Genomic DNA, 18,701 nt, shown 5'->3' with positions numbered 1-18,701 from the left:
ATCATGAAAAATACTAAAATCAGTCTTGCGCTTCTGAGCAGCCTGTTTTGGCTTGGTAGTTGCCAGAGTAGCTTCCTCGATGTAAAACCCTACGACAGTTTACCGGTCAACAGCGCGCTTACCAACGAGAACGACATGGGTTCGGCTGTCAACGGGATGTATTCGGGGCTTCGCAGTTCTTTCCTGTATGGCCGTACGGTTCCCTTCGTTGGTGATCTACTGGCAGATAACGTCTACATTTCCTCCTCAAATTCAGGTCGTTACATCACACAGAACACATACCAGGTTAACGCGCAAAACGCCGACCTGTTAAATACCTGGACGCAGGCTTATGCGGTTATTCTACGCGCCAACAACATCATCAATGCTACGTTAACCGGGAAGGCGACCATAAACCAGTTTAAAGGCGAAGCGCTGACGGTTCGGGCGTTGATGAACTGGGAAATGGTCAGGATGTTTGCCAAGCCATATGCCGTCGACCAGAATGGTCCGGGAGTTCCACTCGTGATGACGTATGACGTAAACCTGCGCCCGGCACGTAACACGGTGAAGGAGGTCTATGCACAAATCCAGAAAGACCTTACCGACGCTATGCCTTTGCTAACGATCTCCAAAAATTCGTCGCTCGTAACCAAGTACGTAGCGCGGGCTTTGCAGGCTAAAGTATATCTGTATCAGCAGGATTATGCGAATGCGCTGACGGCGGCTCAGGACGTCATCACGAACGGGGGTTATACGCTCGCAACGGCTGCTAACCTGAACGCATACTGGAACAATCCGACGCCAGTGACAACGAAACTGGAGACCATTTTTGAAATATCAGCCGATGGGGTGAACAATGCTGGTTTCGATGCATTGGCCAATATGTATAACCAGAGCGGCTACGGCGATGGTCTGGCTACCAACGATCTGTACAATTTATATACCGACACCGATGCTCGTAAGGCCCTGATTGTTAAAGGCAAGCGCGCTGGTGTTGATGCACTAATCGTGAATAAATACCAGAACGTACAGAATACCAGCGAGAAAGACGACATCAAAATACTTCGATACGCTGATGTTATTCTCATTGCGGCTGAAGCATCGGCACGTACCGGTAAAGCCACTGATGCACTGACACTTTTGAATCAGGTTGCCCAACGGCGGGACCCATCGTTCAAAGGCTATAGCTCAACTGGCGATGGGCTCATCAGCGACATTATTACCGAACGGCGGAAGGAGCTGGCGTTCGAAGGCGACCGTTTCAACGACCTCAATAGGCTAGGTCTCGATTTGAAACGTAACGACCAGTACCCAAGCGCTGCCCGTTCGATTCCGGCAACTGATTCGCGACGGGTAGCACCTATTCCGCAATCTGAACTGGACGCAAACCAGTCTATCAAGCAGAATAGCGGCTATTAGTCTACTCCATTGAATCAGTGATTGATACATTGTGATTGATTTAGTAAGTTGTATGCACAATGTAGTTTGCCAGTTTACATTTGTGACACAGCCGCCCAAATGCTTTTTTTTGTCATTCTGACGAAGGAAGAATCTTAACGTATCCTTACTATAGTGTCAGGAGATGTTAGGATTCTTCCTTCGTCAGAATGACAAAAAAACTAACCCATATCATCAACCTACAACGTAACAAACCCTCCTCTGTATGAATACCTTTAAACACGTAACACTTTTACTCCTGCTTGGCCTCGGCAGTTCGCAAGGCATTCAGGCGCAGTCGGATACGCCTACGCCCAAATTCGCTTTTGCCGAACCAGCCCTATCGCCTGATGGCGCTGAGATTGCGTTCGTTTCGGGTGGTGATATCTGGACAGTACCCGCAGCCGGCGGAGAAGCTCACTTGCTGGTGGCTCATGCGGATAATGAAACGCGCCCACTTTACTCACCCGATGGGAAATACCTCGCTTTTGCCTCAACCCGTTCGGGCAATGGCGACATTTATTTGCTAACTTTAGAAACAGGGGCGCTACGTCGCCTGACATTCGACGATGGTGGAGAGAGTCTTACGGCCTGGTCGAACGACAGCAAAGTGGTGTATTTCCAATCGACCAGTCGCGACATTTCCGGGATGAACGACATTTATCGGGTCCCCATAATCGGCGGAACACCCATGCCCGTTACGGCTGACCGATACGCCAGCGAATTCTTCGGTACGCCCTCCCCCGACGGTACTACGTTGGCTTTCTCGGCGCGAGGCATTGCCGCAGCGCAGTGGTGGCGGAAAGGCAGCAGCCACCTCGACCAGTCGGAAATCTGGACCTGCAAAATCGGCACAAAAAAAGGTGACAGGCCCTCATACGAACGGCTGACAGAAAGTGGAGCGAAAGAATTATGGCCGTTATGGAGCCCCGACGGACAGTCGATTTACTACATGTCAGACCGTAGTGGAAGCCAGAATCTCTGGACGAAACCACTGAAAGGTCAACCCACCATGCTAACTACGTTTAAAGACGGTCGTGTAATCTGGCCGTCGATCAGCCATAACGGCAAAGCGATTGTTTTTGAGCGCGATTTTCAAATCTGGAAATACGACGTAGCCAGCAAACAGGCGGCACCAGTTGCCATTCGGCTACGTGGTGCGGCTTCTGGTTTGTCTGTCGATCACCTGAAATTATCGACCCAGTTCCGGGATCTGGCTGTGTCGCCTGATGGCAAAAAAGTTGCGTTTACGGCTCATGGTGAAGTATTTGCGGCTTCGGCCAAAGATGGTGGCGACGCCATTCGGGTGAGCAACAGCCCGGCGCTGGAGTCGCAGTTAGCCTGGACGCCAAACAGCCGAACGCTTCTGTACGTCAGCACACGTAACGGAACCGCGAATCTGTACCAGTACGATTTTTCGACCCAAACTGAATCGCGCCTGACCGATTCGCCACTGGACGACGGTGCGCCCGTTGTATCGCCTGATGGGAAAGAAGTAGCTTTTCTGCGGAATGGGCAGGAATTGCGTGTGATGGATTTAAGCACCAAAAAAGACCGGGTGCTGTACAAAGGGTATCTCGGTCGGGGTGTGTTTGCTGGCCAGGGCACAGTAGCCTGGTCGCCGGACGGCAAATGGCTGGCTTTTGCCGCTTATGGCACTAAAACGTTTCGGAACGTATCGGTCGTACCAGCGGCTGGTGGTGACAGCCAACCCGTTAGTTTTCTGGCCAATACGTTTGGCGGAAATGTAAACTGGAGCCCCGACGGAAAATACATTCTGTTTGGAACCAACCAACGTACCGAAACCGCACAGGTGGCCCGCGTTGATCTGGTTCCACGCTTACCGAAATTCAAAGAAGATCAGTTCCGGGATTTGTTCAACGAGGAGGTTCCACGGACTATGCGCCCAACCACTACGCCGGTTGCCCCTGTCACGCCTGAGAAATCTCCTGCACGTGATACGTCTACTACCTCAGCCAAAGCCAAACCAGTTGGAAAAGAAGCGACCCAGATTGTTTTTGAAGGTATTCGGCAACGGTTGAGCCTACTTCCCGTTGGCATTGAAGTCGATGCGCAGACCATTAGTAAGGATGGAAAAACGCTCCTGCTGGTAGCCAGCGTAGCCGGTCGGCAGAATCTTTACACGTATTCGCTCGATGACTCGAATGGCGAACGTACTATTGCCCGGCAACTTACTACGACACCCGGTCAGAAAAGTAATGCACAGTTTACGGCCGATGGCAAAGAAGTGTTTTATCTGGAACAGGGACGTATTCAATCTATTTCGCTGGAACGACGCGAGCCCAAACCATTAAGCGTATCAGCTGAAATGGATGTCGATTTTTCGACGGAAAAAATACAGGTGTTCCGGCAGGCCTGGGACGTACAGAATAAAGGCTTTTACGATCCAGAATTTCACGGCGTAGACTGGCAGGGTGTTCGCAAGAACTATGAGCCGCTAGCTGCCGGTGCTCGTACATCGGACGAATTACGGCGTTTACTAAGTCTAATGGTAGGCGAATTAAATGCTTCGCACTCAGGCGTCTCGGGGCCACAGGGCTCAATCGACATCACAACAGGAAGACTTGGCCTGCGCTTTGACCGTATTACGTATGAATCAACCGGAAAGCTCCTTATTACCGAGGTAGTTGCACTTGGACCGACCGCTCTGGCCGGATCAATTAAACCCGGCGATTATCTGTTGGCCGTTGACGGAAAAACGATTGATGCCAGCACGAATCTGGAAGAACTGCTTAGCAACAAAATTAATCACCGGGTTTCGCTCGCAATAGCTTCTGCACCTACGGCAACTCCGCGAGATGTCAACGTATTGCCTGTAAATTCAGCTACTGAAAAAGGCTTACTTTACAAACAGTGGGTTCAGCAGCAGCGCGACTACGTGAATAAGGCCAGTGGCGGCCGACTGGGATATGTGCACATGTTCGATATGTCGGCCGAATCGCTGAATCAGTTGTATATCGATCTGGATGCCGATAATCACGCTCGGGAAGGCGTAGTTGTCGATGTACGTAACAACAACGGCGGATTCGTGAATGCCTACGCCATCGACGTATTTGCCCGCAAAGGGTACATGACCATGACGTCGCGGGGCCTACCCTCTGCCCCTGCCCGAACCCAATTAGGTCAGCGGGCGCTGGAAAAACCAACGATTCTGGTCACCAATCAACACTCACTTTCCGATGCCGAAGATTTCACCGAGGGCTACCGAACGCTAAAACTCGGTAAAGTCGTAGGTGAACCAACAGCTGGCTGGATTATCTATACGTCGGCCGCCCAGCTCATCGACGGTTCGTCGATACGTCTGCCTTTCTCGCGAATTACGGACAATACCGGCAAAAATATGGAACTGGCTCCGCGCCCGGTCGATATTCCGGTATCGCGGCCAATTGGCGAAAGTTACACCGATCAAAATACGCAACTGGACGTAGCAGTAAAAGAATTGGTTAAGCAGTTGGACGACGCAAAACCGAACAAAGTTACCAGCGGGAAATAAGTCATGAACTTCGGTACGTAGCACTACGTACCGGAGTTTCGATAGGTTCAATTCATTACGTATGCGTTTTTCTCCTACGCTTTCTTTAATCGGACTATTTCTGCTGGTGTTCCTATCCGGATACCGGGTGGACATTGGCGAATCATCCCTCACTCATCAACAAACATTTTCATTACAGGAAGCCACTATTGGCACGATTCATCAGGCGTTACGTTCCCAAACCTGCTCCTGCGAACAACTGGTATCAGCCTATCTGGAACGTATTGCGGCTTATGATCAACCGACAAAACTGAACGCCATCGTCGTCACGAACCCGGAAGCCATTACGCTTGCCAAACAGCTTGACGCAGAGTTTAAGCGAACCAAAACATTACGTCCATTTCACTGCATTCCAGTCATCGTAAAAGATAACTACCAGACTGCCGGTCTGCAGACAACGGCGGGTTCGGCGCTATTTAAAGGGTTTATCCCTTCGGAAGATGCGTATCAGGTAAAAAAGCTGAAAGCTGCCGGAGCCATCGTGCTGGCGAAATCGAACATGGCCGAGTGGGCGTTTAGTCCGATGGTTACGATCAGTTCCATTGCAGGTGAAACCCTGAACCCATATAATCTGGCGCACGTACCAGCCGGTTCGAGTGGCGGAACAGCGGCAGCAGTAGCCGCAAATTTTGGTGTAATTGGTCTGGGAACTGATACAGGTAATTCGATACGTGGGCCATCGTCGCACAATGCACTGGTGGGCTTCCGCCCGACGCTTGGCCTGACCAGCCGACACGGCATCGCACCACTTTATCTACGTAACGATGTGGGTGGACCAATGGCACGTAGCGTTGAGGATGCCGCCCGTTTGCTGGAGGTTATTGCAGGCTACGACCCGGCCGATTCGCTAACAATTCACAGCAAAGGAAAAGTCCCTGCTACGTATCGTCGGTTTTTGGTGAAAGATGGGTTAAAAGGCGCTCGAATTGGTGTGCTACGTACCCTGAGTGAACGAAATCCCGACCCGCAAATAAGTGCTTTGTTCAATCAGGCTGTCAGTGATCTAAAAAAAGCTGGGGCTGAGATCATTGATCCGGTAGCTATTCCCGATTTTGATACGTTGAGTCGGAATCAGTGGTGCTCTCTGTTTCAGCACGATATCAACCAGTATCTGAGTTCGTTAGGCGATAAAGTGCCTGTTAAAAATCTGGAGCAGCTTGTGGCTTCTGGAAAATTTGCGCCTTATATCGAAAACAACCTGAAGTACCACATCAAAAACGCTGTTAGTCCGGACGTAGCGGCAGGTCGCTGTACCGATGCATACACCGATACCAAACGTATCGCTTTTCGGAACGCAATTGTGGCAATTATGGACAAGTACAAACTGGGCGCAATTATCTATCCGACCTGGAATCATCCGCCTGCCAAAGTCGGTGATTTTAAAGGATATAAAGGCGATAACAGTCAGATTATTGCCCCGCATACTGGACAGCCCGCCTTTACGATTCCGATGGGCTATACGTATGATAATCTTCCTGCCGGAGTGCAGTTTTTAGGTCGCCCGTTTGATGAACCAACGCTTATTCGCTACACCTACGCTTATGAACAGGCCACACATCATCGTAAACCTCCGGTCAATTTTCCGACGCTTACTACGTCAACCAACCGTGTGAAATAATACGTAACCCCATATCTAATTTGTTTTCCCGTAACTTGAACGGCAAATGCAAACCTGATTTTTATGAAAAAAACAGCATTTACACTTCTCTCTTTTTTACTGATTCCAATCTATCAACTCGCAGCGCAGGCACCTACAGGCGGAGGTGGAGGTTCATCCACCATTGCTACGTTCACAAACGGCATGGAGCGAAACCCCGGCTTTTTTACGTATTACTGGGATGCGAAAAAGGGTAAAGTATGGCTCGAAATCGACAAATTCGATACGGAGTTTTTGTTCTATCCGTCGCTGGCGCAGGGCGTTGGCTCCAACGATATTGGTCTTGACCGGGGCCGGCTAGGCCAGGAACATATCGTAAAATTTCAACGTAGTGGCCCGAAAGTTTTGATGATCGAACCGAATTATTCGTACCGCGCCATCAGTAACGACCCACTGGAACGCCGGGCTGTTGAGCAGTCGTTTGCCAAATCGGTTCACGCGGGTTTCGACATTGTGGCCGAAGAAGGAGGCAAAGTGCTCGTCGATTTAACGCCCTTCCTGATGCAGGATATGGTGGGTGCGGCCCAAGCCATCGCGCGCACAAAACAAGGTGCGTTTAAATTCGATGCGTCACGTAGTGCAATGTATTTACCGTATACAAAAGCCTTTCCGCAAAATACGGAGTTCGAGACGATCATTACGTTAACCGGCGACAATCCGGGAGCATACTTACGGGACGTAACACCAACGGCTACGGCGGTGACCATTCATCAGCATTACTCGTTTGTGCAGTTGCCCGATAACAACTACAAACCCCGTATTTTTGACCCACGTATCGGCTACGGCGGCATTGAGTATTTTGACTACGCAACGCCCGTTAGTCAGCCGATTATGAAGCGGTATATCTCGCGGCATCGACTGGAGAAAAAAGACCCTTCGGCGACTGTTAGTGAGGCTGTTAAACCAATTGTTTACTACATCGATCCCGGCACACCAGAACCTATTCGGTCGGCGCTGATGGATGGAACGGCCTGGTGGAATCAGGCGTTTGAAGCGGCTGGATTCAAAGATGCTTTTCAGGTGAAACTGCTCCCAGCCGATGCCGATCCGATGGATATCCGATACAATCTTGTTCAGTGGGTGCATCGCTCAACACGGGGCTGGAGTTATGGAGCCAGCGTCATTGATCCACGTACCGGCGAAATCATCAAGGGAAAAGTAACGCTGGGTTCGCTACGTGTCCGCCAGGATTATTTAATTGCACAGGGACTGATTGGTGATTTTGCCGGCGCGACAGCACCTACGTCAGATCCGATGCTGCAAATGTCGATTGAGCGGCTTCGTCAGTTGGCAGCACATGAAGTTGGTCACACGCTCGGTTTGCCGCATAATTACATTTCCAGCACACAGGGAGGAGGTGAGTTTGGCCGGGCTTCGGTTATGGATTACCCGACGATGGTAGCGAAAATAAAGGGAGCTAATATCGATTTGTCGGATGCCTACGCGAAGAATATTGGCATTTACGACAAATGGAGCATTCGGTATGGATACGAGCAATTTCCGAACGGAACCGACGAAAAACAGGCGCTGGACAAGATCATCAACGACATGCACAAGACGGGCATTACGTTCCTGACCGACAAAGACGCTCGCCCCGAAGGCTCGGTTCATCCCGGCACGCATTTGTGGGATAATGGCAACAATGCTGTCGATGAATTGAAGCGCGTAGCGGAAGTTCGGCGAATGGCGCTTGCCAATTTCACAGCCAAGAAAATTCCGCTTGGAATGCCGATGGCTACGCTTGAAGAAGTACTCGTACCGATGTATATGTTCCATCGGTATCAGGTCGAAGCGGCTGCGAAAGTGGTGGCCGGGCAAGTTTATACCAACGCGCTACGTGGTGATGGGCAACCTGTTACGTCGGTAGTGCCGGTTCAGGAGCAGAAGCGGGCGCTGGATGTCTTATTAGCCACTATCGACCCGGCATTTCTGGCGGTTCCGAAATCTATTCAGGCCCTTATTCCGCCACATCCTTTCCGGTACGATCCTAATCCAAGAGAGGTTTTTAAACGTAGAACGGGCTTGTCGTTCGATCCAATGGCTGCTCCTGAAGCGGCTGCCGGTATGACGCTGCAAATGCTGCTCAATCCCGAACGTATCAGTCGTCTTGTTGGTCAGTCGGCTCTCGACCCAGCACAGCTTAGCTTAGAAGGTATGCTCGACCAATTGCTGGCTGCTACGTGGTTCAAAGCTGAGCCCACCGATAGTTATCAGGCTGAAGTGAAACGATTGACAGACAAACTATTTCTGCAAAAATTGATTGATCTGAGCAGCAATCAGGACGTTACGTCGCAGGGAAGGGGTATTGCGTTGCTAAAACTAAGTCAGTTGAAAAATAAGTTGACGGCTCCATCAACTAATCCGAAACTAGCTGCACACCATTTGTTCGCGCTCGACCAGATTCGTCGGGCTGAAGGGAACATTGCCGATGTCCGTCCGTCTAATCCTCAAACACCGCCAGATGGAATGCCAATTGATACTGGTCAAGAGTGGCTTTCGCCTGAGTGCGACTGGCGGTAAGCTAATTTTTCAATCTGCATTATAAAGATTTTAATCGTTTTTTAACAACTTTGAAAGCGTGCGGTCAATTTTGGTCGCACGCTTTTTAGTACGTATCGTTCTAATAATTTGTTATGAAACGACTCCTTCTTTTTTTAAGTACTCTGATTACCAGCCAAGTAATGGCTCAACAATCCATTTCTCCAACTGATACACTACGTTCGCAGCCACCTGTACTTACATCATCAGCTCCCAGGCCAACCGCGGAGAAAAACGAACTAAAAGTCAATCTAAACGAATCCGGCTCGCATTTTTTCAAGGTCACGTTTTTAAATCAAACGTGGCTTCGTTTCAATGAGAGCAATCCCGGAACAACCGTAATTAGTGAACCCAAAACCAGTACGTTCGATATTGGCCTTCGCCGAACGCGTATGCAGCTTTTCGGCCAACTCAGTGACCACGTTTTTTTATACATGCAATTTGGGTTAAACAACTTCAATTACCTCAACGGCGGTTTCAATCCAACAGCATCGTCGAACCGGAAAATTCATGCATTTTTTCATGATGCCGTCGGCGAATATCTAGTCTGGAAAAACAAGGATTACCTCAAAATAGGGGCTGGTCTAACCATTGTAAATGGATTATCACGCTTTTCAGCTCCCGGTGTAAGCTCAATTATGAGCCTGGACGTACCTGTATTTGCGCAGGCGACTGTTGATCAAACCGACCAATTTTCCCGTAAATTAAGCTTGTATGCGCGTGGTCAAATCGGCCATCTTGATTACCGGATTGCTCTGAGCGATCCATTTCCTATTCAGACAAGCGGGGCCGCGTTGCCTGCTTATGGACCCAATGCTATTTATGCACTGAAAGGCCATCAAAAGCAGTTTCAAGGTTTCTTTATGTGGCAATTTTTCGATAAAGAATCGAACCAGACACCCGGTTACAACACAGGGACGTATTTGGGCACGAAGAAAATTTTCAATCTGGAAGCCGGTTTCATTACCCAGAAAAACGCAATGGTAAGCGTACCGACGGCTGGTGATACTACGTATCAGGACATGAATTTGTGGTCTGTTGCTACGTTCCTGGATATGCCCCTGAATAAAGCCAAAGGAACAGCCGTCAATGCATACCTGGGCTATTTTCATACCAACTACGGTACCAATTATCTACGTTTTAACGGTAGCATGAATCCAGCCAGTGGCTTATTGTCGGGTTATCCGGCTGGTACGCAGGGCAATGCCTTTCCCATGTTTGGGACGGGGAACGTAGTATATACGCAGTTTGGCTATCTGCTACGTCGGGATTTATTCGGCCCCGGCAATGGTACGTTGATGCCTTACGCGCATGCTCAGATTGCCAATTATCAACGTATTACGCAAACGCTGGGCGTCTACAATATCGGTATCAACTACCTCATCAAAGGCCACAACGCTAAACTCACACTCGACTACCAAAATCGGCCCTACTACCAGGCATCAGGCAATCAACTCGCTCCGGCAGGCCGGCGCGGTCAGGTGACGTTGCAGTATCAAGTGTTTATTTAACATAACGTGACTAATGGGCATTAGTTTACACCCCAGTGCTGACGCCTAGGGCTTCGACAGGCTGAGCCTGTCGAAGCCCTAGGCGTCAGCAATACGTTGACTTAGCCAAACCGCGCTTTGTTAGTTTCTAAAATCCCGGTCGTAGGGAAATTGGCGAGATGCCTTCCGCATGATGGTGGTGATAATACTGCCCGTGTCGCTACCGAAGCCGCGCGAGAGCGATTTGTCGTATTTCCAGAGTAAATCGCCCGTTTTGCCATCATTGATATTGATGGTCGTTTTGCCCGTGTTGGTCGCTCCGCCAAATCCAACCAGAACCGTCATAGCCACAGCTGCGCCATCCGACATAGGTTGTGAGCTTTCGAATGTACCGGAAACGATACCGTCCACGTTTAGCATTTTTGCCAGTTCTTCTGGTGTAAAACCGGCCAGCGTTTCATACGTAACGGCGTTACGTTCCAGCAGGGCGTTCGTGCGGGCGGGGTCCTGGAAATCGACTATGATATCATTGCTTTCTTTCCGCTTTAGAAAGTACGAGTGAACGGCACTCTGCACGCCCAATCCTTCCCGTTTTTCGAGGGCGGCCACACCAGCAGGACCGCCATTTTTTTCGACTTCTTTCGGGCGAAGCTGCAAGGTGGTTTTAAAGGGCAGAATGGCCAGCAGTTTGTGCTCTTTGGCCAACGTATTGAAATTTGGATTGGTGTAAATCTCGCGCGTCTGCGCCAGACTTATCGTTAGTGCACTTAGTACAAAAACTGTGGTGAGTAGGTATTTCATGGTAGTCTGTGATTAAAAAAGATGGTGCATAATTACAATACAGCCTCTCCATCAACCACACTGTTACCTCTGAAACGGCATTATACTTTACTGAACTGAGTAAATTAAAAAAACCGGCTGTAGTGGCCGGTTTTCAATCAAGTTTGTTAAGGACGTCGTATCTCTTTTCTATTTGTTCATCGTTTCCTGGCAGGCATCGACGGTCATGCCGTTCATATCACGCTTGCCTGTATTCTCCGTCACTTCCGACAATTCCAGACGCGTGCGGGTGATGCTCGATTTCTGGTCGCCCTTTACGTAGTACGTTTTGTCGGCTACTACGTCCAGGTCGAGGCTGGTTTCTTTTTTAAATACCTCAACCCCACCCCGGTGGGCTGTTAGTGCAAGTTTTCCGGGTTTGGCTTTGTATTCAATGAATTTGTTGTTGCTAAGCTTGCAGATTCGTTCGCCGTTGGCAAAAATGGCGTAGTTCAGAGCCGAACCAAAAAACTGACCACCCCGGTAGATGTAAACCGTAGCAAAATCAGCACGAACAGGCAGATTCGCTACGTGACCTCGGAAGGCTGTTAGTACAAACAGGCAGACAATAATACCATAGCTTATATTTTTCATATTGTTATGTGGGGTTTGATTTTTAATCAACGAAACTAGAAATCAAGCTATTGATGTGCAATGGCTCTGTTAAAAATCGTACAAACGTAGGAGGCTGAAAATTGCCCTAACTGGCAAAATTTTCAGCCTCCTTGAAAAAATCATGCAAATGTATTAAACCTGAATAGCTTAAAGCACATTTAGCGTACCCAATACGTTGTTCATACCCCGAACGGCGTCGGCCGATTTGTTGAAAGCAGCCTGCTCTTCGTCATTCAGTTTATAGTCGATGATTTCTTCCCAACCGTTACGTCCTAACACAACCGGTACGCCCAGACAAATATCCGACTGACCGTATTCACCTTCCAGCAGTACGCAGGATGGAATCACACGCTTCTGATCGCGCAGGATGCTCTCGACCATGTAGGCACCGGCAGCACCGGGAGCGTACCAGGCCGACGTACCAATCAGTCCCGTCAACGTAGCACCGCCCACCATCGTATCGGCAGCCACTTTTTTCAGCGTTTCAGCATCCAGGAAATTGCCGACCGGAACGCCTGCTTTGGTAGCCAGACGGGTCAGCGGAATCATCGTTGTATCGCCGTGACCGCCGATTACCGAGGCCTGTAAATCATTTGGCGAGCAATTCAACGCAAGTGACAGATACGTTTTGAAACGAGCCGAATCCAGCGCACCACCTAAGCCAATCACCCGATTTTTTGGCAGACCCGACGATTTCAAGGCCAGATATGTCATCGTATCCATGGGGTTAGAGATGATCACGAAAATGGTATCGGGCGAGTGTTTGAGGATATTTTCCGTAACGCCTTTCACAATACCCGCATTAATACCAATCAGGTCTTCGCGAGTCATACCGGGCTTACGGGGCAAGCCAGACGTAATAACAACTACGTCAGAACCAGCGGTTTTCTCATAATCATTTGTTGAGCCAATCAACTTAACATCGCAATCAAGAAGGGTCGATGCCTGAAGCATATCGAGTGATTTGCCCTCGCTGATACCTTCCTTGATATCCAAAAGAACAACTTCGTGGGCAAGTTCTCGGCGGGCGATGTTATCGGCACAGGTGGCTCCAACGGCACCGGCCCCAACTACAGTAACTTTCATACGGTATTCGGAATTAAAGGGTTAACAAGCGACCGCAAAAGTACGGCCCCAGTTCAAGACAAACCAATAGCGACTGAATTAAAACTTATGCGGACCTTCATCGTTTATAGATTATTCTGTTGAAAAATTTGTTAGACAATCGTAGCTATCTGCTTTATTAGTCATGGGCAGGTAGGCATGACCCTTAAAATTGATGAAAAACAAGAGTCTCGTATCCCGGATTTTATCATCTATTTTTTTCAAGCGGGCTAGTGCTGGTGCCGTTGGCTACGCCCGCAATACCCGGCGTCTGTTTGAGCTGATTCGGGAAGCGATCGATAAGAGTGGCGGTCTTTCTGGAGCCAATATTTCGGTTTTTCGGGAGCAATTAGGCATCGTAACCCGGCTGCTGAAAGCGTATGCATCGGGCCAGTACCGTGCCTTACCCTGGAAAACGTTAATTCGGGTAATTGCCGTACTTATTTACTTCGTTTCACCAATTGATATTTTACCCGATTTTCTGCCTATCGTTGGTATTAGTGATGATATTGCACTGATGCTCTGGCTGTTCAGCGGAATCAAGGACGATATTGAGAATTTCCGCCAGTGGGAAAGCAACGTCGGTACGGCTGACTCAGCAGCCAGACCGGTTCAAACGATTAAGCTCAGTTAAGAAGCTGATACGGTGCAAGTGACGAGGATTCACTACGTCGAACATTCGGAACGTAGTAAATTAAAGAATCGGAACTTGGAAATATTTCGTATTTAAGGTAAGTTTTTGTTAATTTTGCATACATTCAAATTCCAGAAATCATGATTTTATCAAGTATTTATGCAATTATGGGTTTGGGCGGTCAGGAGATGATTTTTATCTTCCTGGCATTGCTCCTGTTGTTCGGCGCTAAAAAAATACCCGAACTTGCCCGGGGCCTTGGTAAAGGCATCAGAGAATTCAAAGACGCCACTAAAGACGTCCGAGAAAACATCGAAGATGGGTTGAAAGAAGCAGAGAAGTCAGAGAAATAAGTCTTTTTTTCATAAATAGACAATCAGGCAGTTCCAGACTGGAGCCGCCTGATTCTTTGTTTATATTCGTTTGTGGTCAAACGCTACGTAGCGGGCCACAGATATTCCCTATTGCTTGTGACTCTTTTTCGTAACTTTTCTGCTGTTCAGGCTGCTATCAAATCTGGCACCGTAACCTGCCGTCAATTGGTAGAGCAATACCTCGCCCGCATTCAGGAACACCAGCATCTTAACGTTTTCACCGAAGTTTATGCTGACGAAGCTCGCCAGCAGGCCGATGCCGTTGACCAGAAATTAGCATCTGGCACCGCCGGGCGACTGGCCGGTATGGTCATTGGCATTAAGGACGTATTAAATTACGCCGGACATGAGGTTAAGGCGGGAAGCCAGATTCTGGAAAATTTCACCGCACAATTCACAGCCACCGCCGTTCAGCGACTGATCGACGAAGATGTCGTTATCATTGGTCGGCAGAACTGCGATGAATTTGCGATGGGCTCTTCCAACGAAAATTCGGCTTATGGACCAGTACGTAATGCTGCCGATACTAGCCGCGTACCGGGTGGGTCAAGTGGTGGCTCAGCGGTGGCGGTTCAGGCCGGGCTCTGTTTAGCCAGCATTGGTTCGGATACAGGCGGCTCGGTTCGACAACCGGCGGCCTTTTGCGGAGTGGTTGGCCTGAAACCTACCTATGGCCGCGTTAGCCGTTGGGGGCTTATTGCTTACGCATCTTCCTTCGATTGCATCGGTCCCATTGCCAATACACCCGAGGATGCCGCCCTGCTCCTCGAAATTATGGCTGGACCCGATGAATTTGACAGTACCGTATCGACTCAACCTGTTGCTGCGTATACTACAGCTACCCTACCCGACCGGCCACTACGTATCGCTTACCTACGCGATGGCGTAGAAAGTGAGGGCGTCGATGAAACCATCCGGGAAGCCACTCAACGCCAGCTCGATACGTTAAAAGCCGCCGGCCACGTAGTAGAACCTGTAGACATGTCGCTTTTAACATATCTACTCCCTACCTATTATATTCTGACCACAGCCGAGTCCTCTTCAAATCTGTCGCGTTTTGATGGAGTACGTTATGGTTACAGAAGTCGAGGGAACGGTACATCAACAATGGACCTTTTGACGTTGTACAAAAAAAGTCGCACAGAAGGTTTTGGGCCAGAGGTGCGTCGGCGGATTCTGCTGGGTACGTTTGCCCTCAGTGCCAGCTATTACGACGCTTACTACACGAAAGCCCAGCAAGTACGTCAACTGATACGTCAGGAAACGGAGCGGCTTTTTACACAATACGATTTTCTAGTTTCGCCAACCACACCCACACCCGCGTTTCGCCTGGGCGAAAAAATCGATGACCCGTTACAAATGTACCTGACCGATATTTTCACGGTACAGGCCAACGTAATTGGGTATCCGGCCATCTCGATTCCGAATGGAACCGACCCGAGCGGATTGCCCATCGGTTTTCAGATTATGGCTCCGCCCTTCGCTGAAGGGAGTCTGGTAGCTTTGGCAAGAAAAATGATGTAAGTACTTCTGTTGATTGAGTTTATCGTTTTCTGTCTTCCAGTATTAATTGATATAAGAGAAAACGAGTAGCAGTACGTTGTCAACTCATCAACATCTGGCAATAGTCTATTAACACAAACGTAACATCTATGAACTATCTGAACCGTAGCCTGTTGAAAGTGGGGCTGTTATGTGTGGGAGTGGGATTATCGATAGCAGGTCAAGCGAGTCCAAGCCAGGGAGACCCCATAGGAGGCAGCTCAGTTGGAGGCAGTTCATACCGGTCCAATACTACGACTCAAGTAGACAGTACAGTCATTAAAAAAGATACCGTTGCCATAGTGCCGACCGTTCCAGATAGTTTGCTACGTGAACGGCTGGGGAAGCTTCAGAAAACTATTCCGTTAAATTACCATAAGGCCGTACAGGCTTACGTCGATTATTTTACGTTCCGCCGGGCAAGTTATACCCGCACTATGCTGGAACGTATGCCGCTTTTCTTCCCACTTTATGAACGAATGCTGGCTGAATATGGCCTGCCTGACGAATTTAAATATCTTTCTATCGTTGAATCAGCCTTAAATCCGCGGGCGATTTCAAGGGCAGGTGCTGGTGGTCTCTGGCAGATTATGCCCGGCACAGGTCGCGACCTCCGTCTTTATCAGGACGACTATGTTGACGAACGGATGGACCCGGTGAAAGCAACCGAAGCGGCCTGCAAATACCTCCGCGATTTATACAAAATCTTCGGTGATTGGGAGTTGGCCATGGCTGCCTACAATTGCGGACCGGGTGCAGTGAAACGGGCTATGCGTCGGTCAGGGGGCGATTCATTTTACACAATTTATGAAGCCTTACCCAAGGAAACCCGTGGTTACGTTCCTCAGTTTGTGGCCTTTACGTATCTGATGAATCACGCGGGTGATCACGGCATAGTTGCCGAGAATTTTGAGCACCCAATTCCGCACGATACGATTCAGGTGAGTGGTTATTTCAACCTGGAGTCGTTTGCTAAACACAGCAACATGCAGTTGGCTGATTTACAGAAGATGAATCCGGCCATTACGACCACAATTCTACCCAGCCAAACCAAACTGTACCCACTACGTGTCCCACGGGAACAATACGACTATTTTGCCAGCCATCGCCGGGCAATTCTGGATTCCGCCGGTCGCATGCCTGGTCAGATGGAGCACATTTTACTGGCATCGGCTGAAGATATTCGGTATGGCGCTGACTCCGCAAGAACGTGGGGCGCTCTGAACCGCAATCCATTGGCCAATATTAGTATGGAAGAAACGCCTACCCCAACGGAAAAAGTTGCCGTAGTCGCTGCCCCAGACGATGAACCTGAAGAAGATTTGGAAACGGTGGTGATGCGGAAGCCGAGGAGGCAGACGTATCTGGTACGTAGAGGTGATAATCTGGGCGAAATTGCCGACCGTTTCAACGTAGAGCTTTATGACCTGAAACGCTGGAATCATCTGCGTTCTACCCGAATTCAGCGTGGTCAAAGGTTGGTTATTCTGAAAGAAGTAGCTGAAACACGTGCCGAACGTTTGGCCGAACAAGGTACAGCTAAAGGCCATAAAAAAGCCGCAATAGCTGCAAAAACCAAGCGATACAAGCCTCGTTATCACCGCGTTCAGGATGGCGATACGTTATGGAATATTGCCCAACGTTATGGTGGCATAACGATTGAGCGGCTCAAAAAAATGAATCACATCCGCAGCAACGCACTACGTCCCGGGCAAAAGCTAATTGTTGGATAAACGTAGCGAATATCAGGTATTTACCCACGATTTTACTACCGAAAGTCGTGGGTTTTTCGTATCTTTATGAGTTGTAACAACCTCAAAAACAAGCTTTTCCAGACTAAGAATGATTGCCTATTTAGATGGAATTTTGTCATATAAAGAGCCTACCTATGCGATCATCGATGTGCATGGCATAGGCTACGCTGTCCATATTTCACTGCAAACGTACTCCGTACTCCCTGGCGGTGGCGACCGCATCAAACTCTTCATTCACCACCTGTTTCGTGAAGATAATCAGGCGCTCTACGGCTTTGCTCATGCCGATGAAAAATCCCTTTTTTTGGATCTAATCGGCGTATCAGGCGTTGGCCCTAACACCGCATTAGGAATGCTTTCAGCTATGCAACCTGGAGACCTACGTCTGGCTATTCTGGGCGAAAATGTGCGGGCTGTACAGGCGATTAAAGGTATTGGTGCAAAAACTGCCCAACGTATCATTCTCGAACTTCGTGACAAAATGAAACGAGCAGGCGTTGTTCCCGACGGTCCAACGTATCGCCAGCAGACAGCCAACCCTGTTCGCGAAGAATCGTTAGCGGCATTGATGGCTTTAGGGTTTCCCAAAGCAACTGCCGAGAAAAGTGTGGACGATGCATTAAAAGCAGAGCCGAACCTGACGGTAGAGGAAGTAATTCGACGAGCGCTACGTTAAATAAAAAAGCGTGGCCAGAATTCTCTCCGACCACGCTTTTTTATATTATATGCCAGAATTGCATCTTAATCAACACCGGCTGCTTTCTTCTTTTTATTTTTAGCGAAAGCCTTTAATTCTTTAGAATCACTCTTCAGCCGTTTCTTGTGCGCTTTTTCGCGCTTACGATCAGCTTTATCCATTCTTGTTTCTGAATCAGAAACACCGGCTATTTCAATACCTTTACCAGTGCGGGCATTCGTTTCAAGTTCTCTGGCTTTGGCTACTTTTTTCTCAGCCTTCATTTCTTTTTTCGCAGCCTTACCTTCTTGAGCAGCCTGACCAAATCCAGATTGCGAAATGGCTAATAATGCACAAACTGAGGCCGCCATCATTAACTTTTTCATAACATATAGCAGTTTACGTGAAACTTCACACCTGTTATCAGATGTGTCAATTCTATTAACAAGACACACCACTATTTGTTTAACAACCTGTTAATCAGACACATAATCCTACAAGACCGATAGAATACAACTATTTAGAT

General features: G+C 48.8%; 14 protein-coding genes. 10 read left to right on the top strand and 4 right to left on the bottom strand.

What is annotated here, in order from left to right:
* The first annotated feature begins 3 nt into the window (after nt 1-3).
* The 5 genes from IC229_RS09975 to IC229_RS09955 all read left to right on the top strand — a co-directional run bounded on the left by IC229_RS09975 (nt 4) and on the right by IC229_RS09955 (nt 10,678).
* Nucleotides 4-1,401 carry a RagB/SusD family nutrient uptake outer membrane protein gene (locus tag IC229_RS09975; protein WP_190886818.1) on the top strand — a complete coding sequence of 466 codons (1,398 nt, stop codon included), beginning with the start codon at nt 4-6 and terminating at the stop codon, nt 1,399-1,401.
* A gap of 244 nt (nt 1,402-1,645) precedes the next feature.
* A complete protein-coding gene (locus tag IC229_RS09970) occupies nt 1,646-4,933 on the top strand; it encodes a S41 family peptidase (protein ID WP_190886817.1) in 3,288 nt (1,095 codons plus the stop codon).
* Nucleotides 4,934-4,994: 61 nt separating this feature from the next.
* Nucleotides 4,995-6,590 carry an amidase gene (locus tag IC229_RS09965; protein ID WP_190886816.1) on the top strand — a complete coding sequence of 532 codons (1,596 nt, stop codon included), beginning with the start codon at nt 4,995-4,997 and terminating at the stop codon, nt 6,588-6,590.
* A gap of 63 nt (nt 6,591-6,653) precedes the next feature.
* Nucleotides 6,654-9,149: a zinc-dependent metalloprotease gene (locus tag IC229_RS09960; RefSeq protein WP_190886815.1), complete on the top strand. Its 2,496-nt coding sequence runs from the start codon at nt 6,654-6,656 to the stop codon at nt 9,147-9,149.
* A 161-nt stretch (nt 9,150-9,310) separates the two neighbouring features.
* The gene (locus IC229_RS09955; RefSeq protein WP_223833937.1) at nt 9,311-10,678 is read left to right on the top strand and encodes a hypothetical protein; all 1,368 of its coding nucleotides are present in this window, start codon (nt 9,311-9,313) and stop codon (nt 10,676-10,678) included.
* 120 nt (nt 10,679-10,798) lie between these two features.
* Here IC229_RS09955 and IC229_RS09950 read toward each other — a convergent pair whose 3' ends face one another.
* From IC229_RS09950 to mdh, 3 genes are all read right to left on the bottom strand, one after another.
* Entirely contained in the window at nt 10,799-11,458 is a 660-nt protein-coding gene (locus IC229_RS09950; protein WP_190886813.1) for a hypothetical protein, read from the bottom strand.
* Between the two features lie 168 nt (nt 11,459-11,626).
* Nucleotides 11,627-12,070 carry a DUF2846 domain-containing protein gene (locus IC229_RS09945; RefSeq protein WP_190886812.1) on the bottom strand — a complete coding sequence of 148 codons (444 nt, stop codon included), beginning with the start codon at nt 12,068-12,070 and terminating at the stop codon, nt 11,627-11,629.
* Nucleotides 12,071-12,238: 168 nt separating this feature from the next.
* Complete coding sequence (gene mdh / locus IC229_RS09940) at nt 12,239-13,177, bottom strand: malate dehydrogenase (RefSeq protein ID WP_190886811.1); 939 nt, start codon at nt 13,175-13,177, stop codon at nt 12,239-12,241.
* 193 nt (nt 13,178-13,370) lie between these two features.
* Here mdh and IC229_RS09935 point away from each other — a divergent pair, with 193 nt between their 5' ends.
* The 5 genes from IC229_RS09935 to ruvA all read left to right on the top strand — a co-directional run bounded on the left by IC229_RS09935 (nt 13,371) and on the right by ruvA (nt 18,175).
* Complete coding sequence (locus IC229_RS09935) at nt 13,371-13,829, top strand: YkvA family protein (protein WP_190886810.1); 459 nt, start codon at nt 13,371-13,373, stop codon at nt 13,827-13,829.
* A gap of 140 nt (nt 13,830-13,969) precedes the next feature.
* Nucleotides 13,970-14,182, top strand: a complete 213-nt coding sequence (locus IC229_RS09930; protein ID WP_190886809.1) for a Sec-independent protein translocase subunit TatA/TatB — start codon at nt 13,970-13,972, stop codon at nt 14,180-14,182.
* Nucleotides 14,183-14,299: 117 nt separating this feature from the next.
* Nucleotides 14,300-15,727 (top strand): Asp-tRNA(Asn)/Glu-tRNA(Gln) amidotransferase subunit GatA, encoded by a 1,428-nt coding sequence (gatA, locus tag IC229_RS09925; protein WP_190886808.1) that lies wholly within the window; start codon nt 14,300-14,302, stop codon nt 15,725-15,727.
* Between the two features lie 128 nt (nt 15,728-15,855).
* On the top strand, nt 15,856-17,478 hold the full coding sequence (locus IC229_RS09920) for a lytic transglycosylase domain-containing protein (protein ID WP_190886807.1): 1,623 nt from the start codon (nt 15,856-15,858) through the stop codon (nt 17,476-17,478).
* A 109-nt stretch (nt 17,479-17,587) separates the two neighbouring features.
* Complete coding sequence (gene ruvA / locus IC229_RS09915; RefSeq protein WP_190886806.1) at nt 17,588-18,175, top strand: Holliday junction branch migration protein RuvA; 588 nt, start codon at nt 17,588-17,590, stop codon at nt 18,173-18,175.
* A 65-nt stretch (nt 18,176-18,240) separates the two neighbouring features.
* On the opposite strand, the gene IC229_RS09910 is transcribed toward ruvA, so the two are convergent.
* On the bottom strand, nt 18,241-18,561 hold the full coding sequence (locus tag IC229_RS09910; RefSeq protein WP_190886805.1) for a hypothetical protein: 321 nt from the start codon (nt 18,559-18,561) through the stop codon (nt 18,241-18,243).
* Nucleotides 18,562-18,701: the final 140 nt, after the last annotated feature.

The sequence above is a fragment of the Spirosoma profusum genome, assembly GCF_014699005.1.
Taxonomy (GTDB): domain Bacteria; phylum Bacteroidota; class Bacteroidia; order Cytophagales; family Spirosomataceae; genus Spirosoma; species Spirosoma profusum.
This window is presented reverse-complemented; position numbering and strand designations above follow the sequence as displayed.